Here is a 17,548-nt window from a genome sequence, read left to right on the forward strand (position 1 = left end):
CTGGCCTTCCCCGCGGATCCCGACCGGAAGATGGCTCACGTGAACGGGGTCGAGGCCGCCGGTGTCTACTGGAAAGTCCGCCTCCCCTCAGGCGACTCGGTCCGCTCTTCCCCGGTCGACGACGGCCACGGAGCTGTGTCCCAGACGCCTGTCATTGCAGCTTACTCGGGCGTGCTCTCCGCAGCCAAGCCGCACTTCGTCCAAGGCCGCGGCTACAACGCGTTTCACGACACACACCATCAGTCCGTGGCTGTGCTCGGGTCATCGACGGCCACCCGCCTGGGCATCAGCACGCTCCGGACACAGCCCGCCATCTTCGTCGGTGACACTGCATTCACGGTGGTCGGCATCTTCGACGACACCAAACGCATGCCCGATCTGCTTCTGTCCATCGTCGTCCCCAGAACCAGCGCGGAACAGATCTGGGGACCGCCGCAGGACGAGCGCGCCAAGATGCTCATCTCCACGAAGCTGGGCGCCGCATCCCAGGTCGCGCACGAGGCCGCCTTCGCCCTGCGCCCCGACCATCCCGAATACTTTCGGGCCATTCCACCACCGAACCCCAAGGCGCTTCGCACCGCCGTCAGCAGCGACCTGGGACAGCTGTTCCTCCTGCTGTCGATCGTCTGTCTCATTATCGGGGCGGTCGGCATCGCCAACACCACCCTGGTCGCGGTCATGGAACGCATCAGCGAGATCGGACTCCGGCGCGCTCTCGGGGCTCGCGCCCGCCATATCACCTGGTAGTTCCTGACCGAATCAGCTGCCCTCGGTCTGGTCGGAGGGATCGCCGGAACAACGCTCGGAACGGTCGTCGTCGTCTCCTTCCACAACGCATGGACCCCCGTCCTCGACCCGACAACCATCGCCACAGCACCCGCCCTCGGACTCGCCACCGGTCTCCTGGCAGGCCTGTACCCGTCCTGGCGCGCTGCCCGAATTCCTCCGGTCGAGGCGCTCCGTCGATGACACACCGGCGCCGACTCTTCAGCAGTGCGAGGGCGGCCCTGGAGTTGTGCACGTCGGCTGTGGTCACGGGGCCAAGGAGAAGGCGGCGACGACTGCCGGGTCACCCCGTGACGGTGTCAGGAGAGGACGGAGCGGCCTGTCCGGGGAGCGCGGCGTCGACGAAGGCCCGCACGACAGCGGCCGCCTCGGACGGCGTGACGTCCCTGACCCAACTGCTGGTGGACTGCCAGCCGCTGCATTCCAGCTTGAACCGGTGAACACCGGGCGTGGGCTTCAGTTCGCGGGCGTACGGCTGCTTGCGGCACCGCCCGTGCCGCTCGGTCCGCTCGAGGTGTGCGTGGACCACGTTCTGGCGGAAGCGGGGCGGCAGGGTCCGCTGCTCAGGGCAGCCGCGGCACTCCAGAAGGTGCAGGGCACCGCCTTCGAGCCGGAGGAAGTAGTCGGGAGGTGTCTTGCACTCGCGGTTGTTGCAGCCGCCGCAGAGCGGCCCGCGGACGTGACCGTGCTCGTGGCAGTGGTCCCACGCGTGGCTTCGCTCACTTCAAGCGGTTCTGGCACGACTTCCGTGATGCGCGCACGCTGAGTGACGACTGACGCTCCGATCAGGCTCCGGGAAGTTGCCTGAAAATGACCAGGGCCAATCTTGGTGTGGTCGACAGTGCGGCGTCGTGGAAGAGACATCGCCCCCTCTGGAGGGCCTGCTGTTCCCGTCCATCGCGGACGTGTCGGTGCTGTCGCTGGACGTAAGCCACGAGGCGATACGCATCGACGTCTCCAGTACGGCGGCCGGGGCGGCATGCCCGGACTGTGGGAGCGAGTCGACCCGGGTGCACAGCTCTTACCTGCGGTTTCCTGCAGACGTGCCCAGTGGGGGACGTCTGGTGGTCCTGCAACTGCGAGTCCGGCGGTTCTTCTGTCCGGAGTCTTCCTGTGCTCGGCGGACGTTCGCTGAGCAACTGCCGGGACTGACCCGGCGGCACAGCAGGTGGACGGAGCGGTTGCGGTCGACTCTTGCCGCGGTGGGTCTCGCCCTCGCCGGCCGGGCCGGCGCCCGGATGGCACGGGCCTTCGGGGTGTCCATCAGCCGCAGCGCGGTGTTGCGGCTGCTCGATGCATTGCCCGAACCCGAAATACCGGCCCCGCGGGTGGTTGGTGTTGATGAGTACGCCACACGCAAAGGACGGGTCTACGGCACGGTGCTCGTCGACGTCGAGACCCGTCGGCCGGTGGATCTGCTGCCTGACCGGGAAGCGTCCAGCCTGGCCGCATGGCTGGAGAAGCGTCCCGGGATCGAGATCGTCTGCCGGGACCGCGCGCCGTTCTTCGCGGAAGGCGCCACAGCCGGGGCACCCCAGGCGACGCAGGTCGCCGACCGCTGGCATCTGTGGCACAACCTCGGGGAGGCCGCTGAGCGGGCTGTCGCCCGCCACTGCCAGTGCCTTCGCGTCCTGGTCCCCGATCGCGAGGGGAAGGCCGACGAACCGGCGCCGCCCGAGGAGAAGGCGGACTCTCCATGGCGGAGCGGGCGGTTCGCCAACCGCGTCCGAGCCAGGCACGCCACGGTCCACGCGCTGCTGGAAGCCGGCCACAACCGCCGCTCCATCGGGCGTCAGCTCCAGATGACCCACCGGACCGTCAAAAGCCTCGCCGACGCTGCGAAGCCGGAAGACCTCTTTCGCGGCCAGTGGCAGCACAACAGGACCTCCGTCCTCGACGAGTACAAGCCCTACCTGGACGAACGCTGGGACGAGGGCTGCAGCAACGCCTGGAACCTCTGGGAGGAGATCGTTCCCTTGGGTTATCGAGGCAGCTACGGCCGGGTCAGCGCCTACCTGCGCGAGAAGCGCACCTCGCCACGGCCGGTCACCGCGCAGCCGCCGGCACCCCGCGTGGTGACGAGATGGATCCTCAGCCGACCCGAGACGCTGACCGAGATCGAACAGCTCCGGCTCAAGGCCGTCCTTGCCAACTTCCCTGAACTCGACGCCCTGACCGGTCACGTCCGGTCCCTCGCCCAGATGCTCACCGAGCGGCAGGGGGAACGACTTCCGCAGTGGCTCGATGCCGTCCGCCAGGACGACCTCCCCAGCCTCCACACTCTCGCGGCCGGCATCGACCGCGACCGCGACGCCGTCATCGCCGGCCTGACCCTGCCCTGGAACTCCGGCGTCGTCGAGGGACACGTCAACCGGATCAAGATGCTCAAGCGCCAGATGTTCGGTCGCACTGCTCCGCAAGCGGGTCCTCCTCGCCCCGTGACCGATGTCAGTGGCTCCTGGAACCATGCCTTCGTCCGAGACAGCCGTATCAGGAGCCATGCATGGGAACGTGGGGAACCGGCCCGTTCGACAGCGACCTCGCCGCAGACTTAGTCGATGAACTTGAGGGACTCACCCACCAGCAGGTCATTGACGTGCTGGGGCGGGCATTCCAGCGAGTCACCTACTCGGGAGAACGCGTCGATGGCGGAGACGGAGCCGAAGCTGTTGCCGCCGGCGCTCTCGTCGCGAGCACCCTCCCGAACAGTCCCATCGTGATTGACCCGGACGACGGCCCCAGGGAACCGCTGCCCGAACTGCCAGCCTCCTTTCGCGCGTCGGCGAGACTCGCACTGGACCGGGTTCTCCAGGACGGATCAGAAATGGCAACCGGCTGGGTGGACAGCGCCGACGCCGACCAGTGGCGCCAGGAAGTACGACACATCCTCCAAGCACTCGAAACACCCACTGATCACTAATCGTGACCGCTTCACGGAAGTCGTGCCAGAACCACTAGATATCAACGAAGCCATCCAGCCTATTTGAGTAGAGTTGGCTTGAATGCTTCCCGGCTCGAGGTCCACGTGTGGTTCAGTGATACTGCCGAACAACGGCAGCAACGTTCACTGCCCGATCTGCCTCCACACGACGGTGAGTACGCAGTTGTGCAACCGTTACTCGAAGAACCTGGGAGTGGTTCTCATGGTGGGATTGAAGGACACATCGAAGGTGAAGAGCCGCACGAGGAAGGCCGGCCTGGCCGTGACCGCAGCCGCGTCGGCTGTCGGGATGGTCTTCGCGGCGACACCCGCGGCCGCCGCAGGCTCCGCCAACTTCTCGGTTGTTTATACGGCGAGCTACTACCAAGGCACGGCCACCTGGTCCAACCGGTCGGTCGGCGTCGTCGGGTCGTTCAAGGCCAGCAATTGTCGGCGGGTCTACGTGAAAGCGTTTGCAGGCAGCACCACACTGGACTTCCAGAGCAGCAGCACCTGGTGCAACCGAACCGGGCCGGCGAACTTCACCCTTGACGCGAACGTCGTCGGTGGGTCCGACAACATCTGGGTCTACATGACGACCGAAGACCCCGATAATGTCCTCGCAGCACAGACCTGCTACCGCGTCGGCTACTGCGTCAACGGCCGGGAGTAGCCTCAATTCTTTCGTGGCGGTCCGTCGGCTTCGTCGGCGGGCCGTTTTGGTTGTACGGCGTCGGTCTCGCTAATGACAGAAGAACCTGGTGCGGGTCGACCAGCGGGTCAACGGTGAGCGGCCGGGCCTGGTCGAGGCCACGGGCGCAACCACAGCAGATGCAGCACCGCTGCCTTCACCAGCGGCCGGGGATACGCCGGCACCAGGAATGCCTCGCCCAGCGACATCCCCTCCAGTCCCACCACCCGCAGGGCGTTGAGCAGCTCGGCGTCGAAGAGCCAGTCCCGGCGGTAGCCGGCCAGGAACCCGATGTTCTCCAGCAGGTGCGGGTCCGGCTCGCTCCACACCTCGTAGCGCCACCCGCGCAAGTCGACCGCGTCCCGGGTCCACGCGAAAGCGGTGGTGATCGACGCCGACGGCAAGCGGCTGCTGTCCCGCCGCGTGCTGAACGACGAGATCGAGCTGCTCCAGCTGCTCCCGCCGGTCGCGGCGCGCTTGGCCCAGACGTGAGTGATGGTCTGCATGAGGCTGTCAGTGGAGAGTCGTCACCTAGATGTCAGTGGTGTAGCCCTAGTGACCTGCTAGTTCTCGCTGTCGGGTTGTGACGGATTGGCGCTGACAATAGTGACGAAAGACCAGGCCATTCTTGTGCCGACTCCTATGGCAGCCAGCTATTCACGCAGGTGAGAGGTGTGCAACTCCCTGCCGATCGACCTGTTCTGAGTATGGCCAGGGTCATGATGCTCGGTCTGCAGGCTGCAGTGATCGGCGAAAGTGCGTCTGGTGAGGGCTTGGCCGCACGAGTGGGCGCCGGTGAGGAGACGTTGCTGTTCGCTGCTGCTGACAGTCCGGGTTGGGCGATGACGGTGTTGATGTGCGGGCGCAGGTGGGGCGCGCGTTCGCGGTGCGGTACAGCTGTTGGGTGCTGCCGATCAGGTAAGGCGTCCTGCCGGAATGGCGGATGACGTACTTGACTGCGCTGCGGTCGAGTGTTCGCAGCAGTGCGTCGCCGATCCTGTACTCGCGCCGTTGCGCGCCGCGATGCCTCGTACAGTCCGTCGACGCAGGTGCCAGGCGTCGCGCCTCCACCCCTGGGTTGAGTAGTGGGATCAACCCCGCCCCGCTCAGATCAGGCCGCTGGTCACGGTAGGGAAATATGCGCGTGTCGCATGCGCCGGAGGCGGGATGCTGGTGTAAGCAGGCTCGAACCCCACGGCCACAGACGTCTGGTGGGGAGCAGGGATCGGGGTGGGGCTCGTGACAGACAGCGCGTACGAGGAGCTGCAGATCGGCGGGTTGGGGCCGGCCACGTTCGAACTGCTGCGGAGGCTGGTTTACCAGGTGCGCCGTGGCACTGGTTTTCCACCCCCGAGGGACACGCGGTGTGGAGCGATGACGCGGCTTACGACGTGATCAGCGCGATGTTGTCCCAGGAAGGAGCGGGACAACGGTTCGTGACCGTCTGTTTCACCCAGGACTGCCGCGCGAGCGGCACCGCACGCCTGGCGAGCCGGTCCCGGGCCGCCCACGGGCGGCGGCCGCGCGCGTCCGCGACTACGGCGACCAGCTCCAGGGCACCGCGAACGGCCGCGGCCGCGGAAGAGTCCACCGCGGCGGCGAGGTCCCGGGAGGCGGCAATCGCCACATCGACCGCGTCCTGCTCGCTGCCCGGCTGGGAGAGCAGCACATGTCCCAGGTTCCACCGTGCGCTCGCGATGCGCAGGGGATCATCGGCGTCCTCGGCGGCACGGAGCGCCCGGTCGGTGACCATCAGCGACAGGTCGAGCCGGCCGATCCTGCGGTAGTACGAGCGCAGCAGCCCGTACAGATCGGCGGACACCCTCAGCACCTCGCGCCGCTCGGCAGTATCGGTGCCGGGCCGCGACGCCCGTAGGGACCCTTCAACGGTGCGGATCAGATCGAGCAGCAGAGCTTCGGCCTCGGTGAACCGGTGGGGCGAGGTCTGCCAGACCTTCCAGGCCCGCTCCACCCGTGCCCGCAACTCGGCTGCGAGCACGGGGCCACGGGCCGCGTCGTGCCGTTGCAACAGCGCCTGCACCACGGCGGAGCGTGCGGCCACGGGCGGCCCGGCCTTCGCCGGTCTGGCTTCGGCGTCGCCCAGGAGCGTTCCGGCCTTCACCTGGAGCTCGGCGGCGAGCGCGGCGAGCACCTCCCCGACGGCTGCTTCAGACCTCGTTCGATCTGGGACAGGTAGTCGGTGCTGATGCCGCAGAGACCTGCGATGGCGGCCTGCGGGCGGCCATCGCGCTGCCGCGCCGCGAGGATGAGCGCACCTGTCGGGAGCGTGGGCAGATCCGTCAAGGCACCTCCTGGTCCGGGCCGTTCACCCAGAGTAGAGCGGCTCCGGGCTCGGGCTGTCTGCTTCACCCAAGGTGTGACACCGTTTCCCCGGACATGTGCTGTCCGAGGTCTGGGAGGCGACGTTGAAGCTCGTGCTGTGGGACATCGACCACACCCTCATCGCGACGCGGGGCGTTGGAAGAGAGATCTTCAAAGATGCCTTCGAGCAGGTCACCGGTACACCGATGCGCGATCAGGCCACCGAGGACGGGATGACCGAACCCGTGCTCTTCCGCCGGACCGCCCAGCTGCACGGCATCACCAGCGACCGCACCATGTTCGAGGAATTCGCCCGACGCTCCACCGAACTGCACCGCCGGCGGGCCCACGACCTGCGCGGGCGCGGACACGCGTTGCCCGGGACGTCCGCCGCCCTCGACGCGGTGGCCGCCATGGGCGGCGTCGTGCAGAGCGTTGTCACCGGAAACATCCGGGCGGTCGCGGAGATCAAGCTCCAGGTGTTCGGGCTCGACACCCACATCCTTTTCCCGTACGGCGGTTACGGAGAAGACCACGACGACCGCGCCGAGCTGGTCCGCACCGCCATCGCACGCACCCGTGCTGCCACGGGCGCCGACGTCGCCCTGGCCGACGTCCTGCTCATCGGAGACACCCCCGCCGACGTAGCCGCCGGACGCGCGGCCGGCGTTTCCGTACTGGCTGTCGCGACCGGTCGTACCTCGGCCGCGGAACTGGCTGACGCCGGGGCCACCGCCACGGTCCGCGATCTGCAGGACGCCTCCCCGCTCCACGACCTGCTTCGCTGACTGCGTCAACGAGCCCGGATGGCCCGGCTGGAGCTGCGTCATCGGCTGTGACGACGACCAGCCGGTCGGCTACGTCTACGGAGCGCCACTGCCCCAGGGGTCACGCTGGTGGGGCGGCCTGCTCACCCAGGTAAGGTGCACGCATTTACTGCGACAGGCTCTGATGGGGCGCCCCTCTCCGATATATGTCCGTTTGCCGTAGCAATACGAGAACCGGGCCGTAGCGGGCGCACGCGCACGCGCGGCCCGTCTCTAGCAGGAGCGGGCCGCGCGTTGTAAGGAGCAGGAAATCGACCTGCAGGTGGGAGCGCACGCCGGGCGCGAGGCCGCCGAGCAGGAGGACCGCCCGAACTGGTAGTCGTGCCGGTCCGCGCGTCCTCTGCCGCGGGCCCGGATGAGACGGCGTTACTTGTTCGCGCAGTGGTGGCATCGGCCGGCGCACCGTGGCTTCCGCGAGGCCGACGCCACCTCCCCTGGATCCGCAGGCGGGACAGCGCTTCCTACGTGCGGGAACAGGCTGCAAGGCCCTCAGTGCCGACTCCGCAGCAGCGGAACATTACCGCCAGGTCTGGTACGGACTCTTCTGCGAGTGCGTACCGCAAGCGAAGGTGCGCAGCAGCGTGTGTACTGGCTGAATGTGATGGGGACGGCGGGTATAGGGGGGTGTGACCTCGCGGCCACCTCCGAAGTGCGCGGTGCGGGCTTCGAGGGCCTGCGGACCGTCTGATGCGTAGATCGTCGCGGTGATCTGCTGGGTGCTGTCCAGGCGCAGATTCCGTTGTAGCTCCTGGACGATGGTCACGAAGTCACCGCAGGCTGCTGCGACCACGCGCTGAGAAACAGGTAGAGCATCAACGACGCCGGCCTCTTGGGCGAAGCCGCGCTCCTCCTCGGAGGCGGGCCGCCATGACAGATTGGTCGCCAGGGTCACGGTGCCGTCATGGTGCAGCTCGACCATGGAGCTCCGGTCGTAGTCGATTTCCATGGTGCTGGAGATCCAGCGTCGCAGCCCCGGGCGGGGATTGATGAGCATGTCGCCCATGCCCGTCAACGGTCCGGGAATCCGTCGCGCCGGCAGCTTGCTTCCTCGCTGCTCGGCGACGCCAAGAAGATGTCGAGCTTCGTCCCGGTTCAGCCGGGGCGCACCGTGCGGGTAGGGCCGGGTGGGACGTGCGACGGCGACGAGCCAGGCAGAGGGCTTGGCGGCGTGCGCGGTGATGGTTTTGTTGAGGAAGTCGGAGTGCTGGCGCAGCGCTTCCTCGGCACTGTCGGTGCGGGTAAAGCGGTCGCGGTAGGCACGTTCGATCTGGTGCTCCGCCATCCAGGCGGTGTGGTCTCGGCCGCGGTACGGCACCGTGACCGCCTGTTGCTCTTTGTCCTTATCCGATCTGCCGTGGACGAGGTGCGGCGCCATCTCGCTGGCAGGGACATCCACGACCAGGAGAGCCGTCGCGCCGTCGGTCAGCCGAAACATGACCAGGTCTGGCAGGTAGGGGTGGACGTGGTTGCGGACCCACTGGGCGTACTGCCGGAGGTCCGCCTTTTCCGAGTCGATGCCGATGATTTCGTGGTTGTCAGCGACGCCGTAGATGAGCAGTCCACCACGTGTATTGGCCATCGCGCTGATGTCCTTGGCGAACTCGTTCCACTGACCGTTTCTGGGCGGCTCGGGAAGGTCCCTCTTCCAGTCGAGGTCGTCGGACTCATCAAGGTGGTCCGCAGCGGCCCGGCTGACCATGTCGTAGGTGAGCGGGCCAGGGGCGGACCCCAAGTGCTGATGCAGTCTCGTCCAGGTGCGGGCCCGGCTCTGCGCGGCGACGGAAGTGTCCGCTATCCCCATGATCGGTCCCCTTTGAGCGTCGGTCGAGGGCTCACTCCAAGACTGCTCGGTGACACCGCGGACACTTCCCAGGACCGGTCTGTCCGAAGACGCGGCAGCGGCAGTCCCAGTGCCTCGGCCGGACGAGACGGCGGGTCGCGGTCGGGACGCCCGGCGCGCACCTGACAGACCGTCCGCTCGTTGTCCGACACGAGGTCGTTTCAGGGCCAGCTGAGCTTCGGCGGTACGGTCCGCTCATGAACTGGCCAGACGCGCGGTCGTGGGCCGCATCGTGGGATTGGGGAGACGCGCCCGCCTGGGCGGCGTTCGTGCTGGCGGCGATAGCCCTGTGGATCAGCATCAGAGCGCAGAAGGACGGGCGCCGTTCAGCGAACGCTGCCGTGGCCTCGGTCGAAGAGGCGCGGCTGTCCAGGGTCGCTTCGGAAAAGTCGGCTGCGGTGGCAGAGGAAACACTGGCCGATCAGCGCCGCGAAGCGGCAGAGCGGCGGGCCGCAGAAGAGGAAGCCAGCCGTCCTCGTCCTGCCTTCGCCATCGAGCGCCGCAACCGCAGCACGTTCTACCTCCGGAACATAGGGACGGGCAGGGCGACCGGCGTGGCGATCAGTGGCAGAGGGGGGCCGTACTCCATGAACCCCATTGCGGGCGTCGACCTGGCCCCTGCCGAAGCTGTGGAGTTCACCATGCTGGGCAGCGCTGGTCAGCCGATTCCCGGAACGCTGTACGTGACCTGGGACGGCCAAGAGGAGGAAATGCCCGTGGCCGTCCCGACTCTGTGAGCTGCCAGCTGGTCTCGTCAGCCCTGGTTGCCCAGCGGCATCGAGCGGGCTGCCTGCTGAATCCGCAACGCAATCCGTGTTGCCGCGAGGAAGCGCCGGGCTGCGGCGCCCGTGAGGAGGCAGGCACTGGCCGAGGCCGGCCCTCGTTGAGGATGAAGCTTGCCTTGTGCGGCAGCGGCCGAGCCCATGCCGTGTCGTAGCAGTCGTGCCAGGGGGTGCGGTGGCCGGTCGGCGGGCACACCAGGTCGGCGAAGACGGTGGCCAGCAGGTGGTGGGTGGCATCCGAGTGGTGCCCGCCGAGTGCAATCTCGTACGGGTCGGGAAGCACGCGGCCAATGAACCTGGCGGCATTGACACGGGTGTTGCGCACGTCGTCCTCCTGGGACATTCGGGCCCCGCGCCCATCTGAAGCGTAAGGCACGGGGCCGTCAGCGCTCCCCCTGGTGGTTCTCAGAAGCCGACGACGCGACCGGGCCTCCTGCCGCTGTCGGGGCCTTCGAGGTCGCGAGCTGCCTTGCGCGCGTCGTCCATGAGGTGGCGGGCGCTGCTGCTCCCAGATGCGTTGACGCCGGCCGATTCGAGGGCGGAGGCAAGGTCGCGAAGGAACGGCATGTATCTCACGGACCTTCTCTGCACCAACGACACGAGGCGAGGTCGGCCAGCCTTACGTGCTGAGTGTGGTCACGGGGCGCTGAAGCTCCAAGATGACCGCGGTTTCGGCTCCGGATTGGTCCTCGTACATGGTGATTACCTGGCCGGGCTAAAGGTGTCGCCACTGGGAAGCATCGGCAGGAGCGAGTCGTACCGTTGCTCGCTCACGGTCCACCACGCGGTCAGCCCGTACTCGGTGAACAGGGCCTCCGACCGGGCGCGGCGCTCCTGGTAGGGCAGGGTCAGCAGTTCCCCCCGTCCTGCTGCGACACGTCGAACGCGACGAAGTAGGCCGGCCGTCCGCGCGGCCAGGGCGACGGCGCTGCGGCTGAGGGCGATGGTGGTGCACGGTGAGGCAGCCGACGACCAGGGCGATGCCGGCCCACCGCAACAGGGGCAGACGTTCACCGCGAACAAGCACGGCCAGTACGGCCGCGACAGTGGGTTCTCGCAGGGAGAGGGTGGTCGCGGTGCTCGCCGGAACGTGCGCCAGGCCCCAGCCGAACAGGCCGTAGCCGAGGAACATGGAGCCTGATCTCCGGCAGACGTGAGGGTGGCAGGAGCAGGGTCCGGAGTGGGCGCGGAGGATGCTGGAGTACGGGTTGCAGCGGTCCGTTAGCGGTTGTTGCCGAGGTAGAACAGCAGATAGAGGAAGCCCGAGAAGAGGTGGCCCGCGACCAGGTAGGCGAAGAGCCGGAGGACGAGCCCGCGGGGGAACCGGCCGTCGCCGCGTTCGGCTTCTGGTTCATCGCGTTGCTTGGTACGGATTTCCTGAGCTTGTCGACCAACTGCACCGGATCTTGCTTGCCGAGCTGAACGCGGTCGGCCGCCTCGACTGGTCCAGGGCCTGCGTGGACGGCTCCCACATCCGGGCGAAAAAGGGGGAGCCGACACCGGTCCGTCGCCGGTCGACCGGCGGAAGACAGGCAGCAAACACCACCTGATCTGCGACGGGCACGGCACCCCGCTCAAAGTCATCACGACCGCGGTGAACGTCAACGACGTCACCCAGACCCTCGCCCTGGTCGACGGCATCCCGCCTGTCGCGGGCCGCCCCGGACGGCCTCGCCGCCGACCCGAAGTCCTGCTCGGCGACAAGGGCTACGACTCCAACCCGAACCGGGACGCGCTGCGCGAGCGCCGGATCCTGCCTGTCATCTCGCGTAAGGGATCACCCAACATCAAGGGCATCGGCAAGCTCCGCTACGTGGTGGAGCAGACCTTCGCCTTGCTCCACCACTTCAAACGCCTCGCCGTCCGCTGGGAACGCCGCACCGAACTCCACGACGCCTTCGTCACCCTCGCCTGCAGCCTGATCTGCTACCGACGCCTCAAGAAGACCCACTCATGATCGTGTTACGAGCTCTAAGCACTCAAATCTGTGACCGGGCGTGGTGGCCTCAGGAACCGGATCCATCAGCGACGAAATGAGGCCCTTGACATCTTCAGAGAGGGGCTGACGGAGACCGGTCGTTCGGATCCTGACCCGGGCTTTTCCGGGGAGCAGTTGCCCGGTGTCCGTGGTGGCGGTAGACCATCTCGTCGGGGTGGCGGTCCATACGGACTTGACGCCAGGCAACATCGAACGACACGGACACGGAGCTGCGTTGGCGGATACGTAAGGCATGCACGCAGGTGATGGGAGAGAGCATGATCCGCCACAGAAGGAGTCTCACGGATGTGCCCTCCGCGCAGCTGCCTCGCGCCGAGGGGCAATGAGAGCCTCAGGCAAGGTGCCACCGTTGAGAGCGGTGAGAGATTCTGTCAGCAGGATCAGAGCCTGTTTTTGCTTCTCCGGATCCTTGAAGCCTTGGCCCACCAGCTCCCACTGCTGCAGCAGGGGAAACCACCAGCGGTCACAGGAATTGATCAGACGGGCCAGGCGCTGGAGCTCACCTACTAACTCCTCGTCCAGTGCCCCCGTTGCTCGGCGTTCCATCTGGTCCAGGACGACGAGATCGGGACGGTCGTAGAGGTTCTTCTTGAGAAAACGCAGACGCCGAATGCGCTGCTCATCGGCCTGCTGCTGAGCGAGCAGATCGTGGGCAGCAGCAGGCAGTCCCAGCACCGCCCGCGCACTCAGCAGCCGGTAGTACGGGCTGGCGTGGGGGAGGCAGAGGGCTGCATTGACCTGATCCTGGGCAGCAGGCAGGTCGACCACCGGCTGGGCGGCCACTGCACGCATCGCCGTCGCGTGGACATGAGCCCGCACGCTCTCCTCCACGTGGGGACCTGCGCCCCAGCGCGGACGCCACACGACGGTGTACACCGCGTCGAAGCAGACCCCCTCGCTCGCGCTGGGCAACAACCGAGGTTGGGCCGATGCGCTGGTGTGGGCAGCACGCTGCCACGGCCACCTCATGCGCCGTCCTGCAGCGGAAAGACAGGGTGCAGGCGGGGGTCCACGAGGTGGTGGTAGAAGTCGTCGGCCACGCTGGTGCCCTCGGCGGTGGAGATGCCACGCAACTCCCGCATGAGATTCATGCCGGCCTCGAACATGTTGTGGCCGCGCAGTGCCGGCAGGAGCTGGTCCCGCAGTCGGCCATAGGCCACGGGATCGGTGGTGCTGGCGCGAATCCATGTCGACAGCCGAGGAATGATTTCCGCGACCGTACGCGGGTTGCCGAGCAGATCATGCACGGCACGCGACACGTCGATGTCCAGTGAAGACTGCGTCAGCAGCCACGGGGCACCGTCGTCCTGGGCCGCCATCAGGGCCAGGAACGCCAGGCTCCCGCCCCGGGCGGAGCCCTTGCTCTGCTGCCACTCACGGACCTCGGATGTCAGACGTGCGGCGCCGACGGGTCGCTCAGCGAGGTCGGTATAGGCGGCCAGGACCAGTTCACGGGTGGCTCTCTCACCGGTGGTGTGTGCGATCCGGCGCAGACGCACCATGGCCCGTTTCGCCGTGGAAGGAGCGACGGTGGTGTCCTCCAGGATGCGCCGGCACAACACGATCACTGCCGGCGCGTACTCGTCCTGCTCCGCCCACCGGTAGAGCACCTCCCACGCCAGACGGCCGATGTGCTCGTTGCGCACCGCGCTTTCCATGACTGCGCCAAGCACCTCGGGCTTCTTGGCGCACGCCGTCTTTCCCAGCGTGGTGAGGTAGCCCATCGTCCCGTGCCGCAGGGTGAGTTCGGCCAGCGCACTGACCGTCGGGTCCTCAAGGCTCGGCGTCTGCGCCGCTTCGACCAGCCAGGCCAGCAACGGCTCACGCATCGTGTCGTAGTTGTCCCAGACGTACTCCAGCACCGCACGCCCGTACGCGGGTCGATCAAAGACCACCTTGTCCTGACCGTCTACACCGGCCCCCACGTCCAGGATGCGGCGGCGCAGTCCCCGACCGGCAAGGGCGCTGGGGGCCGCAGCGAACGCACCGCCTGCACCGGATGGGGCGGAGGTCTGACCGGCAGCCCGTGTCAGCAGTTCCTGCGCGCTGCGCGCGACATCGGGCATGGGCGCGGACTGCTGCACGGCGAGAGCCAGCAGCAGACAGCGGTCCTCCACCGTAAGTGAGGGGTTCCCATGGCTGTGCAAGCGCGTCATTTCGCCGAACAGAGCGTCGAGTTCGCTGCGCCAGTCGGTCAACGCCGCAGTAAGGCGGTCTTCCAGGCTCATCGGGGGCTGCTCACCGAGGTGGGCCGAGATTGGCGACTGCTCCAGATGGGAGTGCTCCTGCCACACCATCACGATGGTGTGAGCTGCGCGCTCGGCAGCGACAGCGGTCAGCCCCCGCAAGGACGCTTGCGCCTTGGAGTAGGACCGCAGAGCCGTGATCAGCCGCTCATAGCCATAAGCCTCCAGGTGCGCCTCGACCACCTTCTGAGCGTCGGGTGCCTCCCGCAGATGAACGACATGGACACCTTCACGCTTGCCCAGGCGGTGATCGCGCCACAGCTCCTGCGCCACGGTCAGCACCAGGTAGGAGCCGTTCGCACGAAGCTGAGAGGCGTGTGACGACAGCGCGTTCAGGAAGTCCGAGGACAGCTGGTCGTTCTCGGGGTGCTTGAGGTCGAGCTGGAAGGCATGCTCTTTCTCCAGCGGCAGCCGCCCCTTAGTGGGAGTGCTCCAGTCCGCATCCAGTTTGACGAGATCCACATGACTGGCGGTGTGTTGCGCCAGCAGCCGCAGGGCGAACGTTGTCGACCCGAACGAGCGCGGCGCCACGATGACAAGGACGGGTTGCTGCGGGCGGCCGCTGACGGTATCCAGTGCCTGGGTCCAGGCGGCGTCCCAGTGTGGGCCGCGGACGAACGGCTGATCGAGGAGCTGTCCGCGGTCGATCTCGACGCCCTCGAGCACATCCCGTTTGTGCGTGTTCGTCTGCAGGTTCAGTTCCTCGACGACGTTGGCGACCACGCCGACCTCGCCGTGCAGGTGCGTGGACGCCCCGTCGATGCGCAGCAGGTTCGGCGCGTTGGGGTGCGGATCTACCAACCCGGCGGGCCCGGTCAGAGGCGCGCGAGAACGCTCATCCGGCGTGTCATGCGCCGGTTGGGGAGGCTGTCCCTCTGGGCGCCGCCTGCGCAACCAGCCACCTGGACCGGACTCATCTTCCGGTACTGAGGGCTGGGGCCATGAGGCATCGGAGGAGGTGTCGGACATGCGGGTACTCCAGGGTGAGGGGGACGCGAAAGTGCAAGAGGAGTACGAGAGGCGGACCGTCTCAGCGCTGGCGACGGTCGATCCGCAGCTCGTCGATGTGGTTGGCGATCGTGGAGTCGCTGACCTGCTGGTGGAACTGGAAGATCCCGCCACTGCCTGCGGCCGGCGCGGCGGTGGAGGCGCTCGTCGGCTGCGAGGCCGGTAGAGGAGCATCGACGAGGTAGGGAAGTACCGCCTGGCCGGTCAGCCCCGGCACGTGAAGGCGGCACGCCTCCGTGAAGTGCGGCTTGTCACCGACGTGGGCGAGGGTCTCGAGGAAATGCTGCCGGTCCAGCCCCGGTGTCCGTCCGGCACGCACGGTGCGCCGGTAGGCGGTCTCGGAGAGCGCGACTGCCAGAAAGGCACCACCCTCTACCGCCGCGGCCAGCGCCCCGCGCACCTCCTGACTGTCGACCAACCGGCACGCGTCGTTGATGGCATCACCCCGGTGATCCGGCAGGGACAGTGGCCCGACGTGCACACTGGCCCTGAGGTAGACAGCGGGGGCGCTGCTCAGCCGCTGCTGGTCGTAGCGCGTCAGCGCTGCGTTCAGACACCTCAACAGCGGATCAACGAGCCGGGCCAGGTACGGGGCCGGGAAAACCAAAATGGCGCCGTCACCACTGTCCTTGAACGCATCCGGCTCTTCGCGCGGGTCCTTGAGCCCGCACTCGGCGAGCACGGTGGCCAGGATGTCGTTCACATCGGAGCGGACCGGGGCCATCTTCGCCTCAGGGAGCTTGCTGTAGTCCTTCATATCGATGACCATCAGCGCGTGTTCCGCGGGCACGAGATGGTCTCGGGGGATCGGTGATGCCATGAGGGGCGGCCCTCCAAAGGGGGACAGGCGTGCACGAAGACCTCATGGTGTTCCCCCCGTCAGGCTGGTGGTGCCCACCAGTGGGCACCACCAGCGTGCCCCTCCTCACGCCTGCGTATGGGCGTGTGACTGGATGGCACCAATGTTGCGGATGAGAAGCCCGCCCCCTGATTCCGTGGTCACCCACCCCGCCTCACGCCAGGGCCTGAGAGCATTTCCCACCGCGTTGCGAGACGCCCCGATCATCTGGGAAAGCTCCGTCTGCGTCAGACGCACGACAAGCCCCGAAGCCGTAGAGGACGCCGCAGCGGACAGCCGTCCCAGAGCTGACGCCAGACGCACCGGCACCGACGCCGTGGACAGCTCAAGCCGGACCGTTTCTGCCTCCCGCACCCGAGTAATGGCATGCCGCAGCAATGGCGCCAGCAGACGATGCTCCTCGACAAACGCCAGGAACTCAGAGGCCGGAATGATGCGAACGTGACACGCCTCAGCCGCGATGACTGATGCAGTACGCGGCTGCTCATCCAATACGGCCAGCTCACCCAGAAGATCCCCAGCGCCTCGCACCGCAAGCAGGGCCCGCTCACCCCGCTGGCCAGTCAGCGTGATCAGAGTCGAACCGGCATCAAGCATGATCACGTGCGTTGCGGGATCCCCCTGCCGCAATAACAGACTCCGGGCCGGCCGCACACGCTGCGGAGCCAGACCCTCCAACGCAGACCACAAGGATCCGCCAATCAGTTCGAGATGTGACTTGTACACATGCCCCCCATCACGTGTGCTCACGAGCACACACGATGGATCGTCTCAACCCAGCACGTAGGTAATCAACACACCCAATCCAGCCACAACCAGAGCCGCAATGACCAAATCAACCCCTAGACGCACCCACATCAACTTGCGACCGGCCAGCGCACTCAGCACCCACAACCGACGCACCTCCCACCACTGCTCCTCGACCGCACCCTCACGCCCGACTGCGGCCACGAACTGCCCAAGACCGCGCACGCCCCCACACCCCGCCAGTTCACGCTGGAACCCCCCAGCAGGAATCACCGGCCTTATGGCCCACAGCGAAACGCCGACACTCAACCCCAGCAGCACACACGCCACCGTCAGAGAACAGGCCAACACCCACGGAACACCCCCCGCATCTGTCAGACAGACAACCCCCACACCCAACAGAGCCCCGGCCACCCCACACAGCACCGTGGCCTTCACGTCCGCCCGCTGCACCTCGGTAAACGCATATGAAGCGCACTCCCGAACCCACTGCCTCCGACCCGGCTGCATCATCCACTCAG

General features: G+C 67.1%; 19 protein-coding genes and 2 pseudogenes. 7 read left to right on the forward strand and 14 right to left on the reverse strand.

Annotated features, from left to right (window positions below; genetic code table 11):
* Positions 1–30: 30 nt before the first annotated feature.
* Positions 31–969: pseudogene (locus Sfulv_RS29130) on the forward strand (ABC transporter permease).
* 100 nt (positions 970–1,069) lie between these two features.
* Here Sfulv_RS29130 and Sfulv_RS31045 read toward each other — a convergent pair.
* Positions 1,070–1,315 carry a hypothetical protein gene (locus Sfulv_RS31045; protein ID WP_246353299.1) on the reverse strand — a complete coding sequence of 82 codons (246 nt, stop codon included), beginning with the start codon at positions 1,313–1,315 and terminating at the stop codon, positions 1,070–1,072.
* A gap of 114 nt (positions 1,316–1,429) precedes the next feature.
* Positions 1,430–1,492 (reverse strand): annotated as a pseudogene (locus Sfulv_RS31050) (endonuclease domain-containing protein); the annotation flags it as partial.
* A gap of 205 nt (positions 1,493–1,697) precedes the next feature.
* On the opposite strand from Sfulv_RS31050, the gene Sfulv_RS29140 reads away from it, so the two are divergent.
* The 3 genes from Sfulv_RS29140 to Sfulv_RS29150 all read left to right on the forward strand — a co-directional run bounded on the left by Sfulv_RS29140 (position 1,698) and on the right by Sfulv_RS29150 (position 4,379).
* Positions 1,698–3,341 (forward strand): ISL3 family transposase, encoded by a 1,644-nt coding sequence (locus tag Sfulv_RS29140; protein WP_256669310.1) that lies wholly within the window; start codon positions 1,698–1,700, stop codon positions 3,339–3,341.
* Entirely contained in the window at positions 3,290–3,706 is a 417-nt protein-coding gene (locus Sfulv_RS29145) for a DUF4259 domain-containing protein (protein ID WP_173317394.1), read from the forward strand. Before Sfulv_RS29140 ends, Sfulv_RS29145 begins: the two co-directional genes overlap by 52 nt.
* 223 nt (positions 3,707–3,929) lie before the next feature.
* Positions 3,930–4,379 (forward strand): hypothetical protein, encoded by a 450-nt coding sequence (locus Sfulv_RS29150; protein WP_173317396.1) that lies wholly within the window; start codon positions 3,930–3,932, stop codon positions 4,377–4,379.
* A gap of 107 nt (positions 4,380–4,486) precedes the next feature.
* Here Sfulv_RS29150 and Sfulv_RS29155 read toward each other — a convergent pair whose 3' ends face one another.
* The 3 genes from Sfulv_RS29155 to Sfulv_RS29165 form a co-directional block, all read right to left on the reverse strand.
* Positions 4,487–4,903: a hypothetical protein gene (locus Sfulv_RS29155; RefSeq protein WP_173317398.1), complete on the reverse strand. Its 417-nt coding sequence runs from the start codon at positions 4,901–4,903 to the stop codon at positions 4,487–4,489.
* Positions 4,904–5,781: 878 nt separating this feature from the next.
* Positions 5,782–6,549: a hypothetical protein gene (locus Sfulv_RS29160; RefSeq protein WP_173310113.1), complete on the reverse strand. Its 768-nt coding sequence runs from the start codon at positions 6,547–6,549 to the stop codon at positions 5,782–5,784.
* Positions 6,516–6,701, reverse strand: coding sequence for a helix-turn-helix domain-containing protein (locus Sfulv_RS29165; protein WP_218578082.1), 186 nt, complete (start codon positions 6,699–6,701; stop codon positions 6,516–6,518). Before Sfulv_RS29165 ends, Sfulv_RS29160 begins: the two co-directional genes overlap by 34 nt.
* A 95-nt stretch (positions 6,702–6,796) precedes the next feature.
* On the opposite strand from Sfulv_RS29165, the gene Sfulv_RS29170 reads away from it, so the two are divergent.
* A complete protein-coding gene (locus tag Sfulv_RS29170) occupies positions 6,797–7,507 on the forward strand; it encodes an HAD family hydrolase (RefSeq protein WP_256669198.1) in 711 nt (236 codons plus the stop codon).
* A gap of 556 nt (positions 7,508–8,063) precedes the next feature.
* Here the strand turns inward: Sfulv_RS29170 and Sfulv_RS29175 are convergent.
* The gene (locus Sfulv_RS29175; protein ID WP_173317399.1) at positions 8,064–9,347 is read right to left on the reverse strand and encodes an AlbA family DNA-binding domain-containing protein; all 1,284 of its coding nucleotides are present in this window, start codon (positions 9,345–9,347) and stop codon (positions 8,064–8,066) included.
* 236 nt (positions 9,348–9,583) lie between these two features.
* Here Sfulv_RS29175 and Sfulv_RS29180 point away from each other — a divergent pair, with 236 nt between their 5' ends.
* Complete coding sequence (locus tag Sfulv_RS29180; RefSeq protein ID WP_246353303.1) at positions 9,584–10,123, forward strand: hypothetical protein; 540 nt, start codon at positions 9,584–9,586, stop codon at positions 10,121–10,123.
* Between the two features lie 450 nt (positions 10,124–10,573).
* Here the strand turns inward: Sfulv_RS29180 and Sfulv_RS29185 are convergent, their stop codons facing one another.
* The 3 genes from Sfulv_RS29185 to Sfulv_RS31055 form a co-directional block, all read right to left on the reverse strand.
* On the reverse strand, positions 10,574–10,735 hold the full coding sequence (locus Sfulv_RS29185; protein WP_173317401.1) for a hypothetical protein: 162 nt from the start codon (positions 10,733–10,735) through the stop codon (positions 10,574–10,576).
* A gap of 148 nt (positions 10,736–10,883) precedes the next feature.
* Entirely contained in the window at positions 10,884–11,300 is a 417-nt protein-coding gene (locus Sfulv_RS31665) for a DMT family transporter (RefSeq protein ID WP_371874711.1), read from the reverse strand.
* A gap of 89 nt (positions 11,301–11,389) precedes the next feature.
* Positions 11,390–11,542 carry a DUF6126 family protein gene (locus Sfulv_RS31055; protein ID WP_256669311.1) on the reverse strand — a complete coding sequence of 51 codons (153 nt, stop codon included), beginning with the start codon at positions 11,540–11,542 and terminating at the stop codon, positions 11,390–11,392.
* A gap of 79 nt (positions 11,543–11,621) precedes the next feature.
* Between Sfulv_RS31055 and Sfulv_RS29200 the strand changes: the two genes are divergently transcribed.
* Positions 11,622–12,125, forward strand: coding sequence for an IS5 family transposase (locus Sfulv_RS29200; RefSeq protein ID WP_246354240.1), 504 nt, complete (start codon positions 11,622–11,624; stop codon positions 12,123–12,125).
* Positions 12,126–12,446: 321 nt separating this feature from the next.
* Here the strand turns inward: Sfulv_RS29200 and Sfulv_RS29205 are convergent, their stop codons facing one another.
* The 5 genes from Sfulv_RS29205 to Sfulv_RS29225 form a co-directional block, all read right to left on the reverse strand.
* The gene (locus Sfulv_RS29205; protein WP_256669199.1) at positions 12,447–12,998 is read right to left on the reverse strand and encodes a hypothetical protein; all 552 of its coding nucleotides are present in this window, start codon (positions 12,996–12,998) and stop codon (positions 12,447–12,449) included.
* 134 nt (positions 12,999–13,132) lie between these two features.
* The gene (locus Sfulv_RS29210) at positions 13,133–15,382 is read right to left on the reverse strand and encodes a hypothetical protein (protein ID WP_246353304.1); all 2,250 of its coding nucleotides are present in this window, start codon (positions 15,380–15,382) and stop codon (positions 13,133–13,135) included.
* A 61-nt stretch (positions 15,383–15,443) separates the two neighbouring features.
* Complete coding sequence (locus Sfulv_RS29215; protein ID WP_173317405.1) at positions 15,444–16,241, reverse strand: hypothetical protein; 798 nt, start codon at positions 16,239–16,241, stop codon at positions 15,444–15,446.
* Between the two features lie 105 nt (positions 16,242–16,346).
* Complete coding sequence (locus tag Sfulv_RS29220; RefSeq protein WP_305961397.1) at positions 16,347–17,036, reverse strand: Crp/Fnr family transcriptional regulator; 690 nt, start codon at positions 17,034–17,036, stop codon at positions 16,347–16,349.
* Positions 17,037–17,051: 15 nt separating this feature from the next.
* Entirely contained in the window at positions 17,052–17,540 is a 489-nt protein-coding gene (locus Sfulv_RS29225; protein ID WP_503827472.1) for a Pycsar system effector family protein, read from the reverse strand.
* Positions 17,541–17,548 lie beyond the last annotated feature (8 nt).

Origin of the sequence: Streptomyces fulvorobeus (assembly GCF_013167895.1) — a bacterium.
Classification (GTDB): Bacteria; Actinomycetota; Actinomycetes; order Streptomycetales; family Streptomycetaceae; genus Streptomyces; species Streptomyces fulvorobeus.